The organism is Nonomuraea sp. NPDC048881, assembly GCF_040649795.1.
In the GTDB taxonomy this organism is placed as follows: Bacteria; Actinomycetota; Actinomycetes; order Streptosporangiales; family Streptosporangiaceae; genus Nonomuraea.
Genome location: NZ_JBEZGC010000001.1, coordinates 335090 through 358537 on the forward strand (window position 1 = coordinate 335090; position 23448 = coordinate 358537).

The 23448-nt window shown below is 70.4% G+C and carries 25 protein-coding genes; 10 read left to right on the plus strand and 15 right to left on the minus strand.

From position 1 onward, the window contains the following. The first annotated feature begins 69 nt into the window (after positions 1–69). Positions 70–477 (plus strand): hypothetical protein, encoded by a 408-nt coding sequence (locus tag AB0C33_RS01650; RefSeq protein ID WP_358282568.1) that lies wholly within the window; start codon positions 70–72, stop codon positions 475–477. A 91-nt stretch (positions 478–568) separates the two neighbouring features. Here the strand turns inward: AB0C33_RS01650 and AB0C33_RS01655 are convergent, their stop codons facing one another. Further along, entirely contained in the window at positions 569–1042 is a 474-nt protein-coding gene (locus AB0C33_RS01655; RefSeq protein WP_358282570.1) for a hypothetical protein, read from the minus strand. 105 nt (positions 1043–1147) lie between these two features. Between AB0C33_RS01655 and AB0C33_RS01660 the strand changes: the two genes are divergently transcribed. Then, a complete protein-coding gene (locus AB0C33_RS01660; RefSeq protein ID WP_358283905.1) occupies positions 1148–1801 on the plus strand; it encodes a DNA alkylation repair protein in 654 nt (217 codons plus the stop codon). 513 nt (positions 1802–2314) lie between these two features. Here AB0C33_RS01660 and AB0C33_RS01665 read toward each other — a convergent pair. The 3 genes from AB0C33_RS01665 to AB0C33_RS01675 all read right to left on the minus strand — a co-directional run bounded on the left by AB0C33_RS01665 (position 2315) and on the right by AB0C33_RS01675 (position 3722). After that, a complete protein-coding gene (locus tag AB0C33_RS01665) occupies positions 2315–2578 on the minus strand; it encodes a hypothetical protein (RefSeq protein WP_358282572.1) in 264 nt (87 codons plus the stop codon). Positions 2579–2640: 62 nt separating this feature from the next. Then, the gene (locus tag AB0C33_RS01670; protein ID WP_358282574.1) at positions 2641–3099 is read right to left on the minus strand and encodes a hypothetical protein; all 459 of its coding nucleotides are present in this window, start codon (positions 3097–3099) and stop codon (positions 2641–2643) included. A 386-nt stretch (positions 3100–3485) separates the two neighbouring features. Beyond that, positions 3486–3722 carry a hypothetical protein gene (locus AB0C33_RS01675; protein ID WP_358282576.1) on the minus strand — a complete coding sequence of 79 codons (237 nt, stop codon included), beginning with the start codon at positions 3720–3722 and terminating at the stop codon, positions 3486–3488. A 488-nt stretch (positions 3723–4210) separates the two neighbouring features. On the opposite strand from AB0C33_RS01675, the gene AB0C33_RS01680 reads away from it, so the two are divergent. Next, a complete protein-coding gene (locus AB0C33_RS01680) occupies positions 4211–4858 on the plus strand; it encodes a hypothetical protein (RefSeq protein ID WP_358282577.1) in 648 nt (215 codons plus the stop codon). A gap of 108 nt (positions 4859–4966) precedes the next feature. Here AB0C33_RS01680 and AB0C33_RS01685 read toward each other — a convergent pair whose 3' ends face one another. The 5 genes from AB0C33_RS01685 to AB0C33_RS01705 all read right to left on the minus strand — a co-directional run bounded on the left by AB0C33_RS01685 (position 4967) and on the right by AB0C33_RS01705 (position 9054). Then, on the minus strand, positions 4967–5659 hold the full coding sequence (locus AB0C33_RS01685; RefSeq protein WP_358282578.1) for a DUF4097 family beta strand repeat-containing protein: 693 nt from the start codon (positions 5657–5659) through the stop codon (positions 4967–4969). Between the two features lie 141 nt (positions 5660–5800). After that, positions 5801–6625 carry an LLM class flavin-dependent oxidoreductase gene (locus AB0C33_RS01690; RefSeq protein ID WP_358282579.1) on the minus strand — a complete coding sequence of 275 codons (825 nt, stop codon included), beginning with the start codon at positions 6623–6625 and terminating at the stop codon, positions 5801–5803. Further along, positions 6600–7112, minus strand: a complete 513-nt coding sequence (locus AB0C33_RS01695) for a hypothetical protein (protein ID WP_358282580.1) — start codon at positions 7110–7112, stop codon at positions 6600–6602. Before AB0C33_RS01695 ends, AB0C33_RS01690 begins: the two co-directional genes overlap by 26 nt. A gap of 117 nt (positions 7113–7229) precedes the next feature. Then, entirely contained in the window at positions 7230–7577 is a 348-nt protein-coding gene (locus tag AB0C33_RS01700) for an STAS domain-containing protein (protein ID WP_358282582.1), read from the minus strand. A 34-nt stretch (positions 7578–7611) separates the two neighbouring features. Beyond that, entirely contained in the window at positions 7612–9054 is a 1443-nt protein-coding gene (locus AB0C33_RS01705; protein ID WP_358282584.1) for an LCP family protein, read from the minus strand. 82 nt (positions 9055–9136) lie between these two features. Between AB0C33_RS01705 and AB0C33_RS01710 the strand changes: the two genes are divergently transcribed. Further along, positions 9137–10153: a glycosyltransferase family 2 protein gene (locus AB0C33_RS01710; protein ID WP_352349181.1), complete on the plus strand. Its 1017-nt coding sequence runs from the start codon at positions 9137–9139 to the stop codon at positions 10151–10153. Here the strand turns inward: AB0C33_RS01710 and AB0C33_RS01715 are convergent, their stop codons facing one another. Then, a complete protein-coding gene (locus AB0C33_RS01715; protein WP_358282586.1) occupies positions 10154–11887 on the minus strand; it encodes a CDP-glycerol glycerophosphotransferase family protein in 1734 nt (577 codons plus the stop codon). It abuts the gene before it with no gap. A gap of 69 nt (positions 11888–11956) precedes the next feature. After that, on the minus strand, positions 11957–12691 hold the full coding sequence (locus tag AB0C33_RS01720; protein WP_352349185.1) for an IspD/TarI family cytidylyltransferase: 735 nt from the start codon (positions 12689–12691) through the stop codon (positions 11957–11959). A 91-nt stretch (positions 12692–12782) separates the two neighbouring features. Here AB0C33_RS01720 and AB0C33_RS01725 point away from each other — a divergent pair, with 91 nt between their 5' ends. From AB0C33_RS01725 to AB0C33_RS01750, 6 genes are all read left to right on the plus strand, one after another. Continuing rightward, the gene (locus tag AB0C33_RS01725; RefSeq protein WP_358282589.1) at positions 12783–14198 is read left to right on the plus strand and encodes a CDP-alcohol phosphatidyltransferase family protein; all 1416 of its coding nucleotides are present in this window, start codon (positions 12783–12785) and stop codon (positions 14196–14198) included. 70 nt (positions 14199–14268) lie between these two features. Beyond that, positions 14269–14877: a DUF5941 domain-containing protein gene (locus AB0C33_RS01730; RefSeq protein WP_358282591.1), complete on the plus strand. Its 609-nt coding sequence runs from the start codon at positions 14269–14271 to the stop codon at positions 14875–14877. Between the two features lie 77 nt (positions 14878–14954). Then, positions 14955–15689, plus strand: coding sequence for a phosphocholine cytidylyltransferase family protein (locus AB0C33_RS01735; RefSeq protein WP_352349191.1), 735 nt, complete (start codon positions 14955–14957; stop codon positions 15687–15689). 29 nt (positions 15690–15718) lie between these two features. Continuing rightward, complete coding sequence (locus tag AB0C33_RS01740) at positions 15719–16759, plus strand: iron-containing alcohol dehydrogenase family protein (protein WP_358283907.1); 1041 nt, start codon at positions 15719–15721, stop codon at positions 16757–16759. After that, entirely contained in the window at positions 16737–17504 is a 768-nt protein-coding gene (locus AB0C33_RS01745; protein WP_352321579.1) for a CDP-alcohol phosphatidyltransferase family protein, read from the plus strand. Before AB0C33_RS01740 ends, AB0C33_RS01745 begins: the two co-directional genes overlap by 23 nt. Positions 17505–17690: 186 nt before the next feature. Next, the gene (locus tag AB0C33_RS01750) at positions 17691–18575 is read left to right on the plus strand and encodes a glycosyltransferase (RefSeq protein ID WP_358282593.1); all 885 of its coding nucleotides are present in this window, start codon (positions 17691–17693) and stop codon (positions 18573–18575) included. Here the strand turns inward: AB0C33_RS01750 and AB0C33_RS01755 are convergent. From AB0C33_RS01755 to AB0C33_RS01770, 4 genes are all read right to left on the minus strand, one after another. Next, positions 18572–19279 (minus strand): acetoacetate decarboxylase family protein, encoded by a 708-nt coding sequence (locus tag AB0C33_RS01755; protein WP_358282595.1) that lies wholly within the window; start codon positions 19277–19279, stop codon positions 18572–18574. The two genes, AB0C33_RS01750 and AB0C33_RS01755, sit on opposite strands and share 4 nt — an antisense overlap. 38 nt (positions 19280–19317) lie before the next feature. Beyond that, positions 19318–20280 (minus strand): glycosyltransferase, encoded by a 963-nt coding sequence (locus AB0C33_RS01760; RefSeq protein ID WP_358282597.1) that lies wholly within the window; start codon positions 20278–20280, stop codon positions 19318–19320. Between the two features lie 56 nt (positions 20281–20336). Then, positions 20337–21536: an acyltransferase family protein gene (locus tag AB0C33_RS01765; RefSeq protein WP_358282599.1), complete on the minus strand. Its 1200-nt coding sequence runs from the start codon at positions 21534–21536 to the stop codon at positions 20337–20339. Between the two features lie 172 nt (positions 21537–21708). Then, entirely contained in the window at positions 21709–23346 is a 1638-nt protein-coding gene (locus AB0C33_RS01770) for an LCP family protein (RefSeq protein WP_358282601.1), read from the minus strand. Between the last annotated feature and the right edge of the window lie 102 nt (positions 23347–23448).

Below are 23448 nucleotides of genomic sequence, written 5' to 3' on the forward strand. Positions count from 1 at the left end.
GTCCCGGGTTTCGCGGGGGAGGCCGTGGGGATCGCCGGACGACCCTGCTTCGAACGTGCCGAGGTGAGCATGCACGAGCTCGAACTGGTCGACCTGGTGGACGAATCTCTTTCGCGCTGCCAGGTGACGACGTGGACCGATGGCGAGACGTACGAGCTGCGGCTGGATCGCGCAGGCGTTTCGCCGATCAGGGTTCTCTCGTCGGTCGACTTCGAAGACGGTTTGCGGCAGCTGAGAGCGGTGCTGGAGCGGCGGAATCTGCTGGTGCTGTGCAACAGGTACCGTCGCGATGCGTTCGTCTCCTCGATGTCACGTCAAATGAGTGAGGGTCTTTCGTGCTATCTGGTCGTCGCCGGGGAACCTGTATCGCCGGAATTGCTTGTCGACAGCCTTGGGCCCGCCTTCAGGGGTGATGTCGTCTCAGCCGAGGAGGCGTCGAAGTTCATCGGTGAGTGGATCGCCGGCTTCGATGACTGAGGAGTCTCTTATCGGGGTCGCCGTGAGCTGCGGCGATTTCGTGTTGGTCAGACGAAGCCTTCGGCGACGAGGCGGGGGTGACGTTGCTCGGTCAGAGGTTCCAGGTCGGGGAGGCGTGCTCGGTGACCAGGTCGTCGGCGCGTTCGTGGATCAGCGCGTGGAAGTGGTGCTGGATCGACCTCAAAGTTCCGGCCGGCAGGTGGTGGTGGATGACCGGGGTGAGTGGCCTCAGGAGGGCGTGGTGTCCCCGGCGGGTGGCGATGTCGATCGCCCGTTCTCCTTGAGCCGTACGGAGCGTGCGCCAGGCGCCGCGGGAGATCAGCCGGTGCACGACGCTGACGTCGGCGCCGTGCCAGGCGGCCTGGTGGAGTGGGGCGTATCCGCTGGTGCCGCCGACTCTGCCGCCGTTGATCCACTCGGGATGCTCTTCGAGTAGCTCGAAGACTCTGGACCAGGCGCCGTCGCGTGCGGCGTCGGCCAGTTCGTCGCGTTCTTCGAGCAGATGGTCCTTGTAGGTCGAGCGCAGAGTGACGCCGTCCCACCTCGAAGCCTGGTGCTGTTCCATGCAGCCTCTGTCCGTCCGGTCACGGAGACACACCAAGGTACGTCACAACGCGTTTAGGCTGGAGCTGCTTCTGAGGAGGTGGCCGGGGTGACGTTGACCGAGGTGATGGCCGAGCTGGCCGCGTTGGAGGATCCCAAGGCGCGCGAGGTGAACGAGAGACACGGCGACGATCACGGCGTGAACCTCGGCAAGCTGCGCGCCCTCGCCAAGCGGCTGAAGACGCAGCAGGAACTCGCGCGCGGGCTCTGGGAGACGGGTGACACCGCGGCGAGGTTGCTGGCGACGCTGGTCTGCCGTCCGAAGGCGTACGAGCGGGACGAGCTGGACGCGATGGTGCGCCAGGCGCGTACGCCCAAGGTGCGCGACTGGCTCCTGAACTACGTGGTGAAGAAGAGCCCGCACGCCGAAGAGCTGCGGGTGGCCTGGTCGGCCGATCCCGATCCGCTGGTCGCCAGCGCCGGGTGGGCGTTGACCGTCGAGCGCGTGGCGAAGAAGCCTGAGGGGCTCGACCTGGTGGGGCTGCTCGACGTCATCGAGGCGGAGATGAAGGACGCCCCTGACCGTCTGCAGTGGGAGATGAACAACTGCCTGGCTCACATCGGGATCGAGCACGCCGAGCACCGCGCCCGTGCGATCGGCATCGGTGAGCGCCTGGAGGTGCTCAAGGACTATCCGACGTCCCCGGGGTGCACGTCGCCGTTCGCGCCGGTGTGGATCGCCGAGATGGTACGCCGGGAGCAGGGCGGGGCGGCTCACTAGAGCGTGCCTGGTGCCGAGACGAAAATCGTTCGAGAGGGTCGCTGACTGTCCCGACGTGCTGATCGAACTGCCTCGGGTGTTGCGTCACCTGGATCTCAAGAGGGATTTCTTCGGCTCGAAGGAGGCTCGCGGGGCATGCAGCGTCGTCTTGATGAGCTGGGGCCGGATTTCGAGCTGCTGGCCTCTGTCGCGCACGACGTCTACGGGAGAATCGCCGGTTCAGATTCCGCAGCGTTGGACGAGGGCTGTTCATGGGCGCGGCGTTCTCGGCGGCTTCCCTTTGATTCCGGCGCTCGGCGGCGTCCCGGACGGCGAGAAATGGGATTTCGAAGACCTCCGGGACTTTGTGCGGAGGCTGCCGCGCATAGCTCGTCATCGAGGATTGTCAAGGGCGGGGAGGAGTTTCGTCATCACCCGGAATCCGTGCGGGTCCAGGGCGGGGAGTTCTTCGGAATCCTGGAAGTCGGAGTCCCGGAAATCGTGACGCGTGTAAAGCGCGATGGTCGGGGCGTTTCACATGGACACCAGCTCGACGCTGTCTGCCGTCTCGGTCGGGACTCCGCCGGCCATCCCGGCCGGGCGTCCGTCGAGGAAGGCGACGACGTTGTGCGAGCCGCGCATCGTCAGGCGGGCCCGCCAGCGTTCCTCGCGGTCGCCGTCGCCCTGCCAGTCGGCCAGCGCGGAACCGAAGGCGGGGCCGGCGTCGGCGAGCGCGGCCAGTGGTAGTTCGCGCCAGAGCGGCCAGTCGTCGGGCTCCAGGACGCGTAGTTCGACCATGTTCCGACCTTGGCGGCCGACGGTGGGGACGGGCAACGGGATTTGCCGCCGGAGGGGGCGGGTTACGGCGTGCGGTCGGTGCCGGCGCTTTCGCGGCTCCAGATCTGCCTGGCACGGGGAAGGTCCCTGATGGTGCCGCCTTCCGGGATCATGCCCCAGAGGAAGGGGACCAGGTAGGCGGGTGGGCCGTCCAGGAGTTCGGTCAGTTCGTCCTCGGTGATGGCGAGGGTGAAACGGGGGCCCGGTCGGGCGGGGGTCCAGCCCTGTTCGAGGGCGCGGCGGACGCATGCGGCGACGAGCGGCGGGCGGATCGCGATCGTCCGGGCTCCCCGCCAGTTGTCCGGCCGGGCGCAGGGGAGTGACACGAGCAGGACGCGGCCGGGATCCTCGTCGCGTTCGACGACGAAGGTGAGCGGGGCCGCGGAACTGCCGTCGCCGAAGGCGGGTCTGTGGCTGACTCGCCAGCGGAAGGCGGTGCCGTCGACCGTGATGAGCCGCGAGCCCTTCCTGGGCATCGCCATGGGCGCCTCCGGATGCTGCCTTCGCGACAAATGGGTGCAGGACGGTCGCCAGCGTAACCCGCCGCCGTCCGCGACCAGGACCGGAACGGGCGGGACCGGAACAGGCAAAACCGGAAGGGGGCCGGGGGAGGTGCGGGCCTGGGAGGCGCGGTCCGGGAAAGGTGCGGTCAGGGGGGAAGGGTGGGACCGGTGCGGGGTCTCCGACCGGTCCTCGGTGCGTTCGCCGTCCGTGCGGGTGCTGGTGCTGGTGCGGGTGCGGGTGCGGGTGCGGGTGCGGGTGCGGAAGTGCGGGTGCGGGGGTGTGCGGTTGTGGGACGTGCCGGGGCGTGAGGGTGTGCGATCGCCGGACGTGCCGAGGGGGCGGTTGCGGGACGGGTGGGGCGGGGTCAGCCGCTGGTGTCCTGTGAAGGAGTCTCGGGTTTCTGGGAGTTCAGCCAGGTGTGCACGGCCGAGGTGCCGGTGATCCAGAGCGCCGCGAAGCCGCCGGAGGCCGTCGCGCCCGCCATGATGGCGCCCGCGACCGTGCTGCCGTTCCCGGTGGCGAGCAGGCCGGCGACGACACCGACGAGCAGCGCGAGCAGGGCGCCGCTGACCGCCGACCAGATGAGGGTTGTCTTGCTCATTGATGTCCCCTTGCCGTACGGGCTTGTTCGTTGACGTAGGAGTACCAGCGGGAGTCGGGGGCGCGTCCGCGCAATTGATCGTTCCGGCCATGATCGCGCTGGCCTCGGACGTATTCGGACGGAATCGGATGGATTCGGCCGAGAAGGGCTGATGGGGCGGATGTGTGTGATGCGCCTGGCACCCCGACAAGACCGACTTATGGCACTATGGCTGCTTATCTCAACGCAACGAGAGGGTGGCGCCTGCCCCTCTTCTCGAAATGCCACTTCCACTCTTAAACCGGACAACGGTGTCCGAACCGGGGCGGCTCATGAAGGATGTCGGTCAAGGCGAAGATCACCTTGCTGTGCTCGTGACACGTCTGAACAGATTGCGTGAAATCGAATGCGGAAACCCGTCGCTGAAACGGATTGAGAAAGTCGCGCTCGCCCTTTTGGCCGAAGAGCCCGAACGAAACAGATGGCGCCGGCCGTTGCCGAAGTCGACCGTGTCCGACCTGTTGAACGGCAGGTCGCAGAAAGTGCCGGATTTCCTGCTGATGCGGACCATCGTCGAGGTGTGTCAGGTGATCGCGGTGAAGTCCGGCATGCCCATCGAGTCCGTGGCGGAGCTGACCGCCGAGTTCAGCGCCCTGTGGCAGGCCGCCAAGGCCGAGGCAGGGGAGGCCGCGCGACGCCGGAACGGGTCGCCGGCCGCCGCCCGGACCGGCGGGGACGTCCTGGAGCCCGCGCCCGGCGAGCAGTCGTCCTGGCAGCCCTCGCCCACGGAGCTGCGGGTGCCGCTGCATTGGGGACGTCTGGGCATGTTCCGGCTGCGGTCGGCGGAGAGGGGTGACGCCAGGGCCGCCCACGAGCTGGCGGTGCTGCTGGCCTGCGAGGCGTGTGGCGCGGATGGGAAGGAGGCCGAGCACTGGCGGCGGCTGGCCGCGTACTGGAACCACCGGGCGCTCGGCGCGGTGCCGGAGGCGGCGGGCTTCCAGCTCCGCGGACGCCGGCTGGTGGTGATGGCCAGGGCGCTGGCCGAGAAGTACGCCGAGGCGGGCAAGCCCAGCTCGACGTACTTCTGGAAGGCCGTGCGGCAGGCGGAGACGTCCGTGCGGGCGGTTGAGGCCCGACAGGAGGCGGAGGTCGGCTGACGCCTCCCAAACACCAGCGCGCCCTTACAGGCTGGAGGTCGGCTGACGCCTCCAAGACACCGGCGCGCCCCCACAGGTTGGAGGAGAGCCGGCGCGGCCGGAGGAGGGTCAGCGGGTCAGGACGCGTACGTTCCCGTACGTGCTGCGGGCGAGGATGGTCCTGGAGCTGGACTTCGTGCTCTTGATGTCGGAGTGCTCGGAGCCGTCCTGGCTCTCGACCTTCACCTGGTAGGAGTCCTTCGGCACCCGGACGGTCACGCCGCCCTCCCGCGACTTCACATCCAGGTCCGCGGGCGGCGCGGCGAAGGCCAGGGAGATCGAGCCGTCCAGGGTGCGTCCGTGCACGCTGGACGATCGCAACCCGTCGCCCTCGATCGTGCCGGAGTCGGTCATCAGGCGCAGCTTGCCCGAAGTGTCCTTGACCTCGATGCGGTCGCCGCTGGAGACGTCGACGTCCTGGGTGAGGCCGTTCAGGATGACGCCGTCGGGGGAGTCGATCGTCAGCCGCACCCCGGCCGGGACCCTCACGTGGTAGCGCGCGCCGCAGTCGCCGACGATGAGCGTGCAGTCGGCGCTGAGCCGCAGCACGCCGTCGCGCAGCGACCAGGAGGGGCTGGTGGACGCCTTGCCACGCGTCCAGCGCCGCACCTCGACGGCCGGGCTGGTGGCGGGCAGCACCCGCACCCCGCCCAGCGACGACGAGATCTTCAGTTCGGCCCCCGTGAACGGGAACGTCCGGACGGCGGGCACCTCATCGCTGTCGAAGCGCACGCTGCACCCGGTGACCGCCAGAATTGCCACGATTACCAGCAAAAGCCTCATGCAAACGATCGTGGCGAAGCGGCGGCGGAGGCCCATCGGCCGTTCGACCGATGGGCCTCCGCCATTCGGCCATAGGAACCACGGCCCCGACGCCAGAGCGCCGGGGAAAAGACGGTGGGGCTACAGCGCCGACAGCAGGGCGTGCACGTGCGGCAGGGGATCGCGCCCCAGCGGCCGGACGACCACCGTCCCCGCACCCGCCGCCCACATGCTCCTGACCTGCTCCGCCGCCTGCTCAGGGGTCCCGGCCGCCATGACGACGTCGTGCGGCGACACGCCCAGGTAGGCCGCCTGTTCCCGGACCACCGGATGGGCGAGCCGGTCCGCCTCCTCGCCGATGTGCAGGAAGGTGAAGACGCCCAGCTCGTGGTCGTCGCCCCCGGCGATCCGCTCGACGATGCCGGGCAGCTGCGCCGGGCCGACGCCCTCCGGCACGATCGTGCCCTGCGCGACGCGTCCCGACAGCGCCAGCGAGCGCGGCCCCTTCACGCCCGCCAGGACGGGCGGCGGCACGGCCGGCGGATGCACCAGCGACACGCCGTCGAGGTGCACCGCCTTGCCGTGCATGGTGACCGTCTCGCCGCACAGCAGGGCGCGTACGGCCGTGATCGTCTCCTCCAGCAGGGCGAGCGGCGACGGCACGGCCGCGCCGACCTGGCGCATCCATTCCTGCACGCCGTGCCCGATGCCCGCGGCCAGCCGGCCGGGATGCATCCGGGCCAGGTTGCCGATCTCCATCGCCAGCAGCATCGGGTTGCGCAGCGGCGCGGGGGTGATGCCGATGCCGACGCGCAGCCGGGACGTGACGGCCAGCGCGGTGGCCGCCGCCGAGACGCCGCCGGTCCAGCCCAGGTCCTCCACCACCCACAGGTCGTCGGCGGCGGTCTCGTCGAGCGCCCGGGCGAACGGGATCAGTTCCTCAGGCGGCAGATCCCGGTCGAACATCACACCAAGTCTCACGAAGCCCTCCAGTAGTAGCGGAACAGCCGGCCGACCTCCGAGTATCCGGCACGCAGGAAGGCGTTCGCGGTAGGCGTGTCGCCCACGTCGGTCCCGGCGACGATGCGACGTCGGCGCCGGCGGTCCAGGCGAGCGTCAGCCGTTCGACCTCCATGACGAACCCGGCCCCGGTCAGCGCCTCGTGCTCCACCGCGCGGTCGACGACCGGGGTCAGGCCGGGCGGGAGCGAGATGTCGTGCATGATCTTCCCCAGCCCCGTCTCGCGCAGGCCGCGGCGCAGCAGCGCGGCCGCCGCCGCGGAGTCGGGGCCGGGCTCGAACTGCCAGACGATCACCGGGTCCGCGCCCGCGAAGGGGGCCCAGAACGCCAGGCGCGCCCGCCCTTCCGCGAAACACCACTCCGGCCGGGTCCTGCCCTCGGCGAAGGCGGCGGCGAGCTGGGAGCGGGCAGGCTCGGGGAACTCATCGAACAACGTGCGGGCCTCCGGACGTGAGAGGGATCTTCCCGCGAGCCTACGAGGCTACGAGCCGGCGGCTCCGGAGAGATGTGCCCTCGATGACATCACGTCCATGATCCCGGCCGGACGGGGTCAGGCGGCCGGATCGAGGGCGGCACGGGCCTCGCCGAGCGAGGCGCTGGTCTCGAAGTGCCGGTCGAGATTGGTGATCGTGAGCAGGTGACGGATCATGCCGGGCCCGAGGACGAGGATCATGCGTCCTCTCATGTCCTGGACGTGACTGAGCGTCGCCACCAGGACGCCGAGGCCCACCGAGTCGCAGAAGGGCACCTCGGTCAGGTCCATCACCAGGTTGAGCGGATCAGCCGCCGCCAGCGCCTGATCGAGCTCGGCGCGAAGCCGAGGAGCGCCCGCCACGTCGAGATCGCCGACGACGTGCAGGACCGTACAGGGGTCCTCCCGCCAATACTTGACCACCATGCCAATCACGTGCCCTGGCTTTACCTGGTTATGCCTATTTCTTGCATATGTTCTCCATGGCGGTCTTGGTCGTCGGCGTGGAGCTCGGCTTGCTCGCCGGGGTGTCGGGCTGCTTGAGCTTCTTGATCTTCGGCTGGTCGCTGCCGGCGATCACCTCGACGCCCTCGACGTCGGCCTGCTTCAGCTCCGCGCCCGGGATGACGGACGCCACCAGGCGCGCGGCCGCCTCCTGGCTCGCGGCGTAACGCACGAGCGTCTGCTTGTGGTCCTTCTTGCCGGTGTTGCCCGGCTCGCCGGGCACCTTGAACCCGGAGGCCACCAGCGCCGACTTGGTGCGCGCCCCCAGCCCCGTGATGAGCGTGCCGTTCATGACCTTGACGGTGACGCTCTCCGGCGGGACCACGGTCTTGGCCGGCGACGGCGTGGCCGTCTTGGTCGGCACGGGCTTGGCGAGGTCCTGGTCGGCGTCGATGCGGCGGAACATGTCGCGGGCCGCCGGACGGTCCCACAACACCGCTGACTCGCCGGTCGGGGCCTTGAAGTCGACGTTCGCGAGCGGCACGTCGGCGAAGCGGACGTCCTCCAGCGACACGTCGCGCAGCTGGGTGGCCAGCCCGATCAGCCCGTCGTCGGGGTCGACCTTCACCGTGCTCAGCGTGGAGTTGACGAACGCGGCGAGCTTGGCCGGGTTGGCCAGCGTGTCGGCGCTCAGCGCCCGGTTGAGCAGCGCGGAGATGACCTGCTGCTGCCGGTCGATGCGATCGAGGTCGGAACGGGCGGTGGCGCGGGTGCGGGCGTAGCCGAGCGCCTGGGCGCCCTGGAGCTGGTGGGTGCCGGCGAGCAGGTTGAGGCCCGTCTTGGGGTCGTTGATCGGGATGGGCGTGCAGACGGTGACGCCGCCGAGCGAGTCGACCACGTCGATGAACCCGAGGATGTTCACCTCGATGTAGCGGTTGATCTCCAGCCCGGTGGCGGCCTTGACGGTCTGCATGGTGAGCTTCGGCCCGCCGAACTGGTAGGCCGAGTTGATCTTGTGGTCGCCCTTGCCGGGGATCGTCGTCCAGGTGTCGCGCGGCAGGCTCACCACGGTGACGCGCTGGTGGTCCTCCGACAGGTGGATGACCATCATCGTGTCGGTGCGCTGGCCGGACTCGCGGCCCAGCTTGAGCTGGTTCTGCTGCTGCCGGGTCAGGTCGTCGCGCTTGTCGACGCCGACCAGCAGGATGTTCTCGGCCCCCTGGGACTTGGGAGCGGTCACGCCCGCGTCGACCGTGCCGATCTGCCGCGGGGTCGCCCACACCACGCCGGTGGTGACCAGGATGCCCGTGGACAGCAGGCCGGCGACGATCACGTTGCGGCGGCGGGCCTTGGCGCTCCGCACGGGCCTGCGTGGACGGGTGGCAGGAGTGAGCCTGACGCCGCCGTAGGCGTCGCCGCCCACCAGCACGCCGCCGTCCTCCTCGCCCGCTTCGCGCATGCCCTCCTCCTCGGATCCGCCGGGGACACCGGGGCTTTCGATTGCCCTTCTCCCCTGGTCGTACAGTAGCGTGAGCCCCGCCATGAAGCAGTTCCCCGACTCGCCGCACGCGCCCGCGGAGACGCGCGGCTGGCCCCCCATCTCCGTCGTCATGCCGGTCCTCAACGAGGAGCGGCACCTTCGCGAGGCCGTCGACCAGGTCCTCGCCCAGAGCTACCCCGGTGAGATCGAGGTCGTCCTCGCCGTGGGTCCGTCCCAAGACCGCACCCAGGAGGTCGCCGACGCCATCGCGGCGGCCGACCGCCGGGTGACCGTGGTGCCCAACCCGACCGGTCGCACGCCCAACGCGCTCAACGCCGCCATCGCCGCCGCACGCAACGGCATCATCGCCAGGGTCGACGGGCACGCCATGCTGCCCTCCGACTACCTGCGCGTCGCCGTCGAGACGCTGGCCGAGACCGGCGCCGACAACGTGGGCGGCGTCATGGCGGCCGAGGGCGTCACACCGTTCGAGCAGGCCGTGGCCTGCGCCATGACCTCCAAGATCGGCGTCGGCGCCGCGGCCTTCCACGTGGGCGGCACCGCGGGCCCGGCCGACACCGTCTACCTCGGCGTGTTCCGCCGCTCGGCGCTCGACCGGGTCGGCGGCTACGACGAGCACTTCCAGCGGGCCCAGGACTGGGAGATGAACCACCGCATCCGCCAGACCGGCGGGCTGGTCTGGTTCCAGCCGCGCATGCGGGTCACCTACCGTCCGCGGCCCAACGTCAAGGCGCTGGCCAAGCAGTACTTCCACTACGGCCGCTGGCGGCGCGTGGTCGCGCGCACCCACGAGGGCACGATCAACCTGCGTTACCTGGCGCCGCCCGCCGCGGTGCTGGCCATGGCGCTGGGGCTGGTGCTCTCGCCGTTCTTCCCGCTGACGCTCGTCGTCCCCGGGGGCTACGCGCTGGCCATCGTGGCCGGCTCGGCGGTCACCGGCAGCGGGCTGCCGGGCGCGGTCAAGCTGCGGCTGCCCCTCGTCTACGCCGCCATGCACGTCTCGTGGGGATGGGGCTTCCTCACCAGCCCGCGGAGGTTGTCCAGGCCGCCACGCTGATCACGAGCCCGAGAAGACCCGCTCGACGGCCGCGTCGAAGCGGGTCAGCGCGTCCGGGTACTCCGGCCCGAGCAGGTAGCTCCTGAGCTTGATCCTGGCTCGGGCCAGGGTGTCCTCACCGTCCAGGAAACCGGCGAGGGCCGCGAGGTCCTCGCCGAGGAGCACCCCCGCCTCGGTGCTCGGGTAGCGCTCGTGGAAGGCGCGCTCGGGCAGCCCCGCGACGTTCGTCACGGCGTACGGCTTCTCGCTGGCCAGGAAGTCGGCCACGACGCTGGAGATGTCGCTGATCAGCAGGTCGCACTCGTTGAAGCAGTCGTACAGGTGCGGGCTGTCGCCGGTGACGATCAGGTGCCTGATCTCCGGCGCCCCGCCGGGACTCGACGGATGCCTGGCCTTCGACCTGGCCAGCTCGGCCGCCTCGATCATCGACACGATCCTGCGGTGCGCCCGCGCGGCGCTCTTGTCGCGGTGGCCGGTCAGCGGGTGCGGCTTGTAGATGATCCGCAGCTGCGGGTCGTGGTCCAGCAGGGCGCGCACGATGCGCGGGCCCATGGTGATCAGCGACGTGTGGAACAGGTCGTCGTTCCAGCCCTCCCAGGTGGGGGCGTAAAGGACGGTCCGGTACGGCAGCCCCGGGCCCTCGGTCGAGATGCCTTCGAGCTGCGGCCGGCCGACCTCGTGGATGCTCTCGTCCCGGACGCCCACGCGGGCGCGCCGGTAGCGGTCGCGACCGGCCGGCCCGGCCACCCACACCTCGTCGTACACCCGCGAGAACGGGTTGAACGAGGCCTCCTTGTCGCTGTCGCCGTGGTTGAGGAACACGCTGCGCAGCGTCGGGATGCGCAGCATGTGGACGTTGCGGCCGACGTTGGAGACGTACAGGCAGAGCTTGGCGCTGAACAGGGCGCGGAAGCTCATCAGGTCGGCCGAGGACGGGATGCAGACCATCGGCAGCGTGGTCGACTCCAGGTGCCTGGCCATGCCGCGCTCGCGCAGCACGACGATCGCCCGCCGGTTGATGCGTTCGAGGGTGGGCAGCCACATCCTGGCCTGGTAGGCGGCGGCCGTCGCGCCGGAGAAGTACAGGATGACCTCCGGGTCGTAGGCCCTGACCTGCCCGCCCACGACCTCCAGCACCCTCGCCCGGTCGCCGAGCGGCCGGGTGCGGCGCACGTACGGCAGGAGCGCCAGCACGCCCGCCACGCCGAGCAGCAGCGCTACGCCCGCGCCGGCCGCCCCGGCCGCCGCGCCGAAGGTCGCGCCGAGCACCGGCAGGGCGTCGAGCCCGAGGAAGCGCAGGCCGCGGTGGGCGCCCAGGAACGGGGGCGGCATCCTGGGGATGCGCAGCGCCGACACGTCGAGGTTGCGCGTGGTCACCGGCATGCTGCTGAGCGTCTGCCGCAGGCGGATGGCCAGCCCCGAGTGCGCGGCCCGCGCGCCGTGCAGCGCGAACAGCCCGGCGGCCAGCGCCACGAACCACGGCGAGGCGGCCCCCGACACCCGCGCCACCAGCAGCAGCGCGGCCGTCTCCCTGGCCGCGAACCGCAGCGTGGTCCCCAGGTGCATCCGGCTGAGCAGTTCGGTCAGCCCGCCGGCCAGGCGTGCCGCGGCGAACTCGACGGCGTAGGAGACCACGGCGACCAGCCCGAACAGCAGCGGCGCCGGCCACAGCGCCGAGGCCAGCAGGACGGGGTAGCAGCCGAGCAGCGCGCCGATCGCCAGCAGTCTTCTCATGCGACCGCACGGTAACAACCCGCAGGTCAAGCGCCTTCCACGCGAACGTCTACGACATGCCCGGACACGTCAGGAGATGGACCCCCTGATCGCGAAGAGCTGCTCGGCGATCCGCAGGTCGTCCGGATGGGTGACCTTGATGTTGCGCTCGCTGCCGGGGACCAGGTGGATGGGCACCTCGGGCAGGTAGCGCAGCACCACGCCGCAGTCGTCGGTGGCCGGGCGCTCGGCGAAGCCCGGGTCGGCCATGGCCCGCTCGTACGCCTCACGGATCACCGAGAGCCGGAAGCACTGCGGCGTCTGGCTGCGGCGCAGCCGCGAGCGGTCGAGGACCTCGCCGATCACCTCGCCGTCCGGGCCGGGCACGGCCACCAGGACCGTGTCGGAGCTCGGGATCGCCACGTTGACGGCCCGGTGGGTACGTAGCGCCGCCACGCACTCGGTGATGATCCGCGGCTCCAGAAGGGGCCGTACGGCGTCGTGCAGCAGCACGTCGCACTCCTGCGTGCCCAGCGCTCGCAACGCCCGCCACGTGCTCTCCGTACGGCTCCGGCCGCCCTCCACGATCTGGGTGACCTTGCGGTGGCCGCCGTTCGCCACGATCTCCTTCACCCGGTCGGTGAAGCCGGGCGTCATCAGCACCACGATCTCGTCGATCTCCGGCGCCTGCTCGAACACCGCGATGGAGTGCTCCAGAATCGTCCGCCCGGCTACTTCGATGAGCTGTTTGGGTATCTCATGCCCGACCCGCTGCCCCACGCCTCCCGCGAGGAGCACTCCGACCGACCGCCGCGCTGCATCCATGTCGGCAGCGTAACGGTCCTGTTCCGTGATATCGCGCGCCCCTGTCGCTACGCTGTGTCCACGCACTCCCTACCGGGAGGAGACCTGCGCTTTGCCCGACTCACTCACCCGCGAGGGCACGACCACCTCGGTGGTGCTGCTCGCCACGACCCCGGCGTGCCGGCTCTCCTGCGCCGACGGCACGCTCCTCGACCGGCTGAGCGACCAGTTCGCCGCGCTTCCCGTCCGTGACGTCCAGGTGGTGACCCCCGGTGGCGGGCTCGGGGCCGACCTGCGCGGGGTGGCCAAGATCGCCCGGGTCTCATCGGGCACGGTCGTGGTGCTCCCCGCCGACCTCGTCGCCCACACCGAGGCGCTCGCGCTGCTGCTCGAACATCCCGCGCGCGACACCGGGGCGCTGGTCTCCCACGACGAGGCCGCCGCCCCGATGCGGCCGCCCGTACGCGTCGAGTCCGGCAGGGTGGTCGCCGCCGGCAGCTCGTTCCACACCGTCCCGGAGGCCAACGCCACCTTCAGGGGCGTGCTCCAGACCGGCGAGGCCGACCTGGCGTCCCTGGCCGACATCGCCGAGGAGCTGGCCGAGCTGGCCGACCTGGGCAAGCTCGGCCCGGTCACCCCCGTCGAGGCGGTCGACCTGCTGCTGGTGGGCCTGGTCAGGGCCGGCGTACGGGTGCGCGCCGCCTCGATCGGCCCGCTGCACGCCGACCGCGTGACCGGCCAGCACGCCGCCGACAGCGCCCTGACCAGGCTCGCCGAGGTCGACGAGGCCAGGGTCCGGCTCGACACCTCGGTCAAGGAGGACGACGGCTTCTTCGCCACGTTCTTCGTCTCGACCTGGTCGCGCCACCTGATCAGGCCGGCCGTCCGCCTCAAGCTGACCCCCAACGCCGTCACCGGCGTCTCGATCGGCCTGGCCGCGCTGGCCGCCGTCTGGTTCTCGGCCGGCACCCAGTCCGGGCGGGCGGCCGGGGGCGCGCTGTTCGTGATGTCGTTCGCGCTCGACTGCCTCGACGGGCAGCTCGCCCGCTACACCCGCACGTTCTCCCCGCTCGGGGCCTGGGCCGACGGCATGGCCGACCGGCTGAAGGAGTACCTGGTCTACGTCGGGCTCGCCTTCGGCCACGGCGAGACCACGATCTGGTACCTGGCCGCCGCCGCGATGATCACGCAGGTCGTCCGCCACACCATCGACTATTCCTACGCCGGGGCGCTGGCCGACGCGGGCCGCGTCGGCGCGCTGTGGGCCAGGCCCGCCCGGTCGCTGCTGGAGCCGGCCGACGCGCGGCACGCCCACGGGATGCTCGGGCTCGCCCAGCGGCTGGAGCGCGACTCGCTCGCCCGCTGGCTCAGGAAGATCGTCGTGCTGCCCATCGGCGAGCGGACGGTGCTGATCGCCGTCACCGCCGCCGTGTGGGACGCCAGGGTGACGTTCGTGTCCCTGCTGTGCTGGGGCGGGGTCGCCGCCCTCTACCAGCTCGCCGGGCGCCTGGCGAGGTCGGCCCGGTGAGGGCCGCCGGGGCGGGCGAGGCGGCGGCGGTTCGCCGGATCGGGAGGCAGGCAGCGTGATCTCCGTGCACATGACCCCCGTGCCAGAGAGCAGGGTCGTCGCCTACCGCGACGACGGGCCGCTCTCGCGCGCGATGGGCCTGCTCGTGGCCGGGCAGCTCCCGCCGCTGCCGCCGGTGATCGCCGGCACGTTCGTCACCGGCGTGCTGCTGCTGATCGGCGTGGCCGGGTCCGACGGGCTCGCGGTGTTCGCGCCCGCCGTGACGCTGCTGCTGGCCGGGCCCGGCAGCACCCATCCGCACGACGGCCGCTTCGACTGGCTGGTGCCGCCGATCCTGCGGCTCATCGAGTACAGCTTCGTCGCCGCCTGCGGCTTCGCCCACGGGCTGCCGCCGGTGCTGACCTTCCTGCTGCTCGGCGCGCTCGCCTTCCACCACTACGACCTGGTCTACCGGCTGCGCCAGCGCGTCTACCCGCCGGCCTGGCTCTCGACGCTCGGCCTCGGCTGGGACGGCCGGATGATGGCGGTCTCGCTGGCCGCCCTGGCCGGCTGGATGACCGCGGGCTACGTGCTGCTGACCCTCTACCTGTGGGCGCTGTTCGGCTGGGAGAGTGTCACGTGCTGGCTGGCCGCGCCCCGATCGGGCGTCGAGGCGAGCGAGATGGGAACGCAAGACTAACGCCGGATTACCCGCGAAGGGGCCAAAGGCAACTAACCTTTGGGCACACGTAGTCATGCTCGACCGAGGAGTGCACGTTGCTGGGAATGGTTCTGGCCGCCGGGGCCGGACGACGCCTGCGGCCGTACACCGACACGCTGCCCAAGGCGCTCGTGCCGGTTGACGGCGAAACCACGATCATGGACATCTCGCTGCGCAACCTCGCCGAGGTGGACCTGCGGGAGGTCGTGGTCGTCGTCGGTTACGCGGCGCAGGCCGTGCACGACCGCAAGGAGGAGCTGGAGAGGCGCCACGGCGTCAAGCTCACCCTCGTGCACAACGACAAGGCCGAGGAGTGGAACAACGCCTACTCCCTGTGGTGCGCCCGCGACTACTTCGCCCAGGGCGTGCTGCTGGTCAACGGCGACACCGTCCACCCCGTCTCGGTCGAGAAGACGCTGCTGGCCGCCCCCGGGACGAGCGACGTCCTGCTCGCGGTCGACAACGTCAAGAAGCTGGCCGACGAAGAGATGAAGGTGACCCTCTCCCCGGAGGGCTCGCTGCGCCGCATCACCAAGCTGATGGACCCGGCCGAGGCGTACGGCGAGTACATCGGCGCCACGCTCATCAGGCCCGGCGCGGCCGAGCGGCTGGCCGACGCGCTCAAGACGACGTTCGAGCGCGACCCCCAGCTCTACTACGAGGACGGTTACCAGGAGATGGTCGAGCGCGGCGAGGCGATCCACGTCGCGCCCATCGGCGAGGTCGACTGGGTCGAGGTGGACAACCACGACGACCTGGCCAAGGCTCGCACCATAGCCGTTCGCTACTAGAGGGAGCGCGCATGCCGCTTCTAGCGAGGATGCTGCCGGCGCCCCTGACCATGGAGGTCAGGCGCGGCGCCGTCGCCGAGCTCGGCGCCCTGCTGGCCGACAGCCGCGTGGCCACCTCCGGCCGGGTGGCCGTGGCCGTCGGGCCCGGCCAGGGCGACCACATCGAGCGCCTGATCGCCCCCACCCTCGGCGAGGCCGAGGTGTTCAGGGTGAGCGACGGGTCGGTCGAGGCGGCCGTCTCACTCGGCGCCGACCTGCGCAAGGGCGCCTACGAGGTCGTCGTCGGCGTCGGCGGCGGCAAGACGATCGACGCGACGAAGTACGCCGCCTCCCTCGCGGGCATCCCCATGGTGGCCGTGGCCACCAACCTCTCCCACGACGGCATCTGCTCGCCCACCGCCTCCCTCGTCTACGAGGGGGGCAAGGGCACCTTCGGCGTGCCGATGCCGCTGGCCATCCTGGTCGACCTCGACTTCGTGCACAACGCGCCGAAGTCGCTGGTCAGGGCCGGCATCGGCGACGTCGTCAGCAACCTGTCGGCGATCGAGGACTGGCAGCTCGGCAACGTCGAGCGCGGCGAGCCCATCGACGGCCTGGCCTGCTCGATGTCCCGCACCGCCGCCGAGGCGCTGGTCGGCCGGAGCGACGGCATCGAGTCCGACGCGTTCCTGACCGTCCTGGCCGAGTCGCTCATCCTGTCGGGCATGTCGATGGTCGTCGCCGGGTCGTCGCGGCCCGCGAGCGGTGGAGATCATGAGATCCTTCATGCCGTGGATCAGCTCTTCCCCGGCACCTCCAACCACGGCGAGCTCGCCGGCATAGGTGCCGCCTTCTGCTTCTTCCTGCGGGAGGACGCCGCCAGGGTGGCCCAGGTGGTCGACTGCCTGCGCCGGCACGAGCTCCCGGTCGTGCCCGCCGACATCGGGCTGACCGGCGAGCAGTTCGCCGACGTGGTCGCGCTGGCGCCGTCGACCCGTCCCGGCCGTTACACGATCCTGGAGCACCTGCGCATGCAGGACTCCGAGATCCGCGATCGGGTGGGGGACTATGTCCGGGCCTTCGGTAGCTGAGCTGCGGCGGGTCGCCCAGCCCGAGGGCCATCTCGACCGCAGGAACGGCGAGCACTGGGCAGGCGTGCTCTACATGCGCCGGCTGTCCATCTACGTCACGTGGCTGACGAGCAAGACGTCGGTCACGCCCAACCAGCTCACCTGGGTGATGACGGTCGCCGGGGTCGCGGCGGGCTTCGTGCTGGCCCTGCCGGGGCTGTGGGCGGCCGTGCTGGCCGCTCTGCTCGTCCAGGTCTACCTGCTGCTCGACTGCTCCGACGGCGAGCTGGCCCGCTGGACGGGCAAGACGTCGCTGGCCGGGGTCTACCTCGACCGGGTCGGGGCCTACTTCACCGAGGCCGCCGTGCTGGCCGGGCTCGGCTGGCGGGCCTCGGCCGTGCTGCCCGACTGGTACACCGTGCTCGGCTTCGCCGCCGCGCTCGGCGCCATCCTCATCAAGGCCGAGACCGACCTGGTGGAGGTGGCGCGGGCCAAGGGCGGGCTGGGCGCGTCCTCCGAGGCGTCGGCGGTGCAGTTCCGTTCGGGGCTGCTCGGTCTGGGCAGGAGGATCCTGGCGGCGACGAAGTTCCATCGGATCATGCAGCCGATCGAGCTGTCGCTGCTCGCGGTGGCGGCCGCGGTGATCGACCTGGCGACCGGCACGCTCGGGGCCTCCCGCGTGCTCATCGTGGCCTGCGCGATCGCCGCCGCGCTGCAGACCGTGCTCCATCTGATCAGCATTATGGCGTCGAGGCGGCTTGGGTGATCTCATGTCGGAACCGGAGGAGCTTCCCGTCCGTCGTATTGATCGGACGTCCGCCGTTCGGTGGGGGTTCACCATCGGTTCCGATACGCTTAGCTCCACCATTGTCAACAAGATGCAGACCAGCAGACTCGGTGATCATGAAAGAATGCTCCGCTCGTGTCCTCAACGCGTCAGGACGATGACCCGTTGAAGATCTCGTGCGTCATCCTCACCATGGGCAACCGGGTCGCGGAGCTGAACCGGGCCGTCGAGTCCGCGCTCAACCAGGTCGACGGCGACGTCGAAGTGGTGATCGTGGGCAACGGCGCCGACGTGCCCCAGGTGTCGGCCACGCCACCCGAGGGCTCGGCCGCGGTCGTGAAGACGATCCGGCTCGACCACAACACCGGCATTCCCGCCGGCCGTAACCGCGGCGTCGAGGAGTGCTCCGGCGACGTCGTGCTGTTCCTCGACGACGACGGCTGGTACGCCAACCAGAAGGTCGTCGCCCACGTGCGCGACCGGTTCGCCACCGAGCCCGACCTCGCGGTGATCTCCTTCCGGGTGATGGACCCCGAGGGCGGCGTCGGCCAGCGGCGGCACGTGCCCCGGCTGCGCGCGGGCGACCCGCAGCGCTCCTCGCCGGTCACCACGTTCCTCGGCGGCGCCTCGGCCGTGCGGCGTTCGGCCTTCCTCCAGGTCGGCGGCCTGCCGGAGAAGTTCTTCTACGCGCACGAGGAGACCGACCTGGCCTGGCGCCTGCTGGGCGAGGGCTACCGGATCGAGTACGACGCCGAGACCGTCATGTACCACCCGCAGGTCCCGCCGACCAGGCACGCGCAGTTCTACCAGCTCAACGCCCGTAACCGGGTCTGGCTGGCGCGGCGCAACCTGCCGTGGCCGCTGGCGTTCCTCTACCTGACCAACTGGGTGGTGCTCACCCTGATCCGCGAGCGCCGTTCGGGGGTCGCGATCAAGGCGTGGTTCTCCGGGTTCTTCGAAGGGCTGCGCACGCCCGCGGGCGAGCGTCGTCCCATGGCCTGGCGCACCGCCTGGCGCATGGTCAAGCTCGGCCGCCCGCCGATCGTCTAGACCGCCTCCGCCTCGCCGAAGGTCATCGAGGCATGGGAGACGGTCGAGGCGAACAGCGCCCGCTTGGGCAGCCCCAGCTCGCTGAGCTCCTTGGCGATGGGGTGGTTGCCCAGGCGGATCAGCGCGCCGCCCGGCCGCACGCGCGTGCCCCCGGCCCGTACGGACCAGGGGATGCGCCGCGTGACGCCCTCCAGATGGGTGAAGGCGTCGAGCGGCGCCATGGCGGCCGGCGCCGGCACGCCGGGCCTGATCAGCAGGTCGAGCACGAGCCTGCCGTCCTTGCGCAGCACACACCGCTTGTACGGCGACCCGAGCCGCAGCTCGATGTCGGCCAGCTCCTTGGGGAAGCCCCAGATCGTCCGCCCCGCCTCCAGCGTGAACCGCTGGTCGACGGGCAGCCAGTGGACGAAGACGCCCGCGCCGCGCAGGTCGCCGAGCCCGACCGAGCCCGCCGCCCCCGGCCGCCGGATCAGGAAGGCCATCCCGAACTCGTGGTAGGTGTCGAGGTCACCGTTGCGGTAGTCGACGAACACCAGCACGCACACGGCCTTGCCGGGGAACACCTCGGCCACGTCGAGGCCGGAATAGGCGATCACCGCCCGCGCGGCGTCGGCCCGCACCGCGTAGAAGGCGCTGCAGACCTCCGCGTCCTCCACTCGCACAGGCATGCCCACCGTCCGGCCCTGGATCAGATGCGATGCCATGAGACCAGTACATCAACCCGGGGGCCCGCTGGCCATTCCTACACCGCCAGCGCGTGTTCCGGCAGCGCCGCCCACGACTCGGTCAGCTTGACGAAGTCCGCCGCCCGGTCGGGCCAGTGGTGGCGCAGCCGGGCCTCGGCGTGCCCGACCGCTCCCAGGTCGGCCCGCCGCACGGGGTCCTCCTTGAGGTCCAGGACGGCGTCCAGCAGCGCGTCCACGTCCCGGGGCACCACCAGGCCGCAGCCGACGGCCCGCACCAGCGGGGCGGCCTGCGGGGTGGCGATCACCGGCAGGCCCCGGCCCATGTAGTCGAGGATCTTCGTGGGCGGCCCGGTCACGGTGTCGGCGGCCAGGGACAGCCCGGCCAGCGCGCCCTCGGACATGCGCAGGGCGTGCCGGTTGGGCACGTACCCGAACCAGTCGAGCAGGCCGACGCGCTGGGCGTCGCGCAGCAGCGGGCGCACGTCGCGGTCGGCGGCGCCGATGAGGTCCATCCGGATGCCGTGCGGCGCCAGGCGCTCGGCCAGCGCGATCAGCTCGGCCACGCCGCGCTCGGCCGACAGGCGGCCGATGTGCACAACCCTGGTGTCGCCGGGAGGGGGCGGGCTGGGCGACACCAGGGTCGCTTCGGGCACCTCCGCGGAGGTGATCACGTGATGCCGTCTTTCCGCGCGGGCCCGCCGCCTGGGCGAGACGTCCTCGCGGACGTCCCAGACGACCGGAGGGCGCCGGTGGGGCAGCGCGCGCAGCAGCCGGTGATCATGGACGATCAGCAGGTCGGCGTCCCGCACGCCGCGCCTGAGCGCCGCGCGGGCCTTCCCGTACGGGGCCTGCCGGGCGACGTCGACGGCGGTGAGCCCGACGGCCGGGGTGACGTTGTAATAGGTGAACGGCGCGACGTAGGTCACCTCGTGGCCCGCGTCGAGCAGCGCCCTGATCTGCCGGTGCATGATCCGGGCGTCCTCGGGATGATGGACGGTGGTGGCGACACATGCGCGCATGTGTCGATGCTCCGCGCCTACCAGGTCAAAGGCGTTAACTCAGGTGAAAGGGCCGCTTAACTTCCAGAGGGGCGGCGATAGAGCCAGGTCAGGCGGGGTTCGAGCACCCACTTGAAGACGGTCCGCGTCTCCGGCAGGCACAACACGATCGCCAGTGCGAACGAGCTGCACGCGATGGCCAGCACGCCGAGCGGCCCGTGCAGCCACGGGAGCGCCAGCCAGCCCTGGTCCTTGGCGATCAGGACGGGGATGCCGTGGAGCAGGTAGCAGTAGAGCGTGCGGGTGCCGAGGTCGGAGTACCAGGTCTCGCCGCGCGGCACCAGCGCCAGCACCGCGAAGGACATCGCCAGGGCGCACACCAGCAGCCCGACCTTGAGCAGCAGGCCCATCCACCAGGACAGGTCCATGTCCTGGAAGCTGTGCTTGAAGTAGAAGGGGTCGAGCGGCGCCTTGGGCGCGATGACGATGGCCACGGCCGCCGCGCAGAGCAGAGTGACCCCCGACGCGATCTTGATCCACAGCTTGTTGAGCATCTCGAAGTGCTCGGGCTGCATCACCAGGCCGATGACGAAGAACGGCAGCAGGCCGAAGAAGCGGTCCATGCTGAAGTCGCCGGTGATCTGCGAGAAGCCGGCGAACATGTAGATCACGATGGCCACCGGGACCGGGTGCTTCATCCGCTTCCACACCGGTGTGGACAACCGCCAGAACAGCAGCGCCAGCAGGTACCAGTTGAGCCACGCCGGATCGATGATCGTGAGGCTCCACTTCTGGCCGAGCCCGTAACGGACGGCGGCGTAGCCGATCTCCACGATCACGTACGGCACGACGAACGTGTCGACGAGCTTGTTCGTCTTCGCGTTGGAGTTCCAGAAGTTCCTGGACAGGTAGCCGCTGATCATCACGAACAGCGGCATGTGGAACATGTAGATGTAGATGTAGAGCGCTCTGGAGGAATGGGTCGAGAGCGTGGGCACCAGCGAGTGGCCCAGCGGCACGAGCGCGATCAGGATGAACTTGACGTTGTCGAGGTAGGGGTCGCGCCTGCGCTTGGGCGGCTCGGGCTCCTCGGCGGGCTCCTGCCGCTCCTCGGGGCGCTCGCCCGTCGCGATGCCGTGGGGGTCGGTCTGGTTGCCCCAGACGGACTCCTGAGGCAGGGGCCAGCGAGCTCCAGTGTTCGCCGGCCCGCCTTCCTCGACGGGGCCGTCAGGGCTCCGCGGGGTCGTGACCGGTGGGGAGAACTTTGTGTCAGACACTGGGGAGCTCAGCTTCGCTAGGGGCCGGGGTGCACGACGCAACTCTGACATTTCATACTTACAACCGCCTTAACAGCGGCCGTGTCGCGCTGCGTCGCCGACCCGCAAACATTATCCCGATCTAGTGGTCCCTGTCTCACCAGAAGTCCGGTTCCACAGGGAACTTGGAGCCTCAGGTGCACACGTTCTTCTGGTCGGCGGCCGTGATGGTGCTGTTGTTCACGCTGTCAGGAAGCTTGGTGACCTTGACCGACTTGAAGTCGGAGCCGACCACGAGCTGGATCACCGGGGCGCCCTTGCCGCCCGCGCCGGCGGCCGTGCCGGTCGTGCCGGAGGTGTAGGGCTGCGGGTTGGTCGCGGCGACCTTGCCCGCCGAGGGAGCCGGCTTGGGCAGCACCGCGCCGGACAGCACGGCCGCGTAGTCGGCGCCGGTGGCGGCGCCCTTGGCGTAGTGGATCTCGCTGGAGGGCAGGCTCGCGCCGTCGGCGGCCTGGTAGTTGCCCACGCCGACGACGTTGAAGCCCTGCTTGGCCAGCTCGTCGGCCACCAGGCGGGCCTTGCCCGGCGTGGTGGTGCCGTTGAGCACCTGGACCTTCACCTGCTCGGGCTTCGGCGTGACCTTGGGCTTGGTGCTCGCGCTGGCACTCGCGCTCGGGGTCGGGTCGGGGAGTTCGGTGTCGCTGATGATGGAGGCCCACAGCGCGGAGGCGTCGGGCTCCTTCCAGATCACCCGGTTGGGGTCCTGCGGGTCGGGCAGCCACGGGATCGTGGTGAGCTGCACGCCGCCCGCCGTCAGCTCCTTGGCGCTGGTGGCGATGTCGATGAGCTGCTGGGTGTCGTTGGCCAGCTCGGGGTCCATGGTGACCGAGCCCGCCGCCGCCTTGATGAAGCCGGTCAGCTTGCCGATGTCGGTGAGCAGCTCGCTGCTCGTGGCCTTGGCGATGACCTTGCTCAGGAAGATCTGCTGGCGCTTGATGCGCTGGATGTCGCTGCCGTCGCCGTAGTGGCGCAGACGTACGTAGCCGAGCGCCTTCTCGCCGTTGAGCAGGCTCTTGCCCGGAGGCAGGACGAGATGGGACGCCCTGTCGTTGACGCCGGACTTGAGGCAGATCTCGATGCCGCCGAGGGCGTCGACGATGTTCTTGAAGCCGCTGAAGTCCACCTCGACGAAGTGGTTGATGCGGATCTGGGTGAGCGTCTCGATCGTGGAGATCGTGCACGCGATGCCGCCGGAGTTGTACGCCGAGTTGATCATGTCCCGGCGGGGCGGCATCTCGGCCTTGGTGGTCTCGTTCTTGCACTTCGGGATCTGCACCATCGAGTCGCGCGGGAAGCTGATCAGGCGCGCCTTGTCCCGGTTGGGGGAGATGTGCATGACGATGATCGTGTCGGTGCGCTTGCCGCCCGCGTCGGCCGTCCTGGCGAGCTGCTGGCCGTATTTGGCGTTGCCCTTGCCCGCGCGGGTGTCGGAGCCGACGAGCAGCACGTTGAGCGCGCCCGTGTCGCGCGGACGCGGGTTGATGATGTCCTCTTTGACGCTCTTCTGGGTGATGTTGCCGAAGGCGTCGCGGTAGACGGTGTAACCGGTCAGCGCGCCGGCCACCATGACCGTGGTGGCGGCGATGCTGACCCAGGCCAGCACCCGCATCTTGCCCTGACCGCCGCCGCCGCCGTCGCCGCGGTGGCCGCGTGGGGGCCGGTCGTCGGGCGGGGGAGGCGGGGAGCCGGCGGCCCTTCGCGCCATCCGGCTGCCCGGAGCGCTGGGGGCGACCCTGGCGTCCTGGACGGACGCGCTCCTGTAGTCACTCATACGCCCCCTAGCCTCGTTCCCTGCGCCAACGCGCCGGCTTGGTCGCTCCGCGCCACGAGATTAGGTCACGTACGGCGTGCCCGGTGCCATGACCGCCGGAAA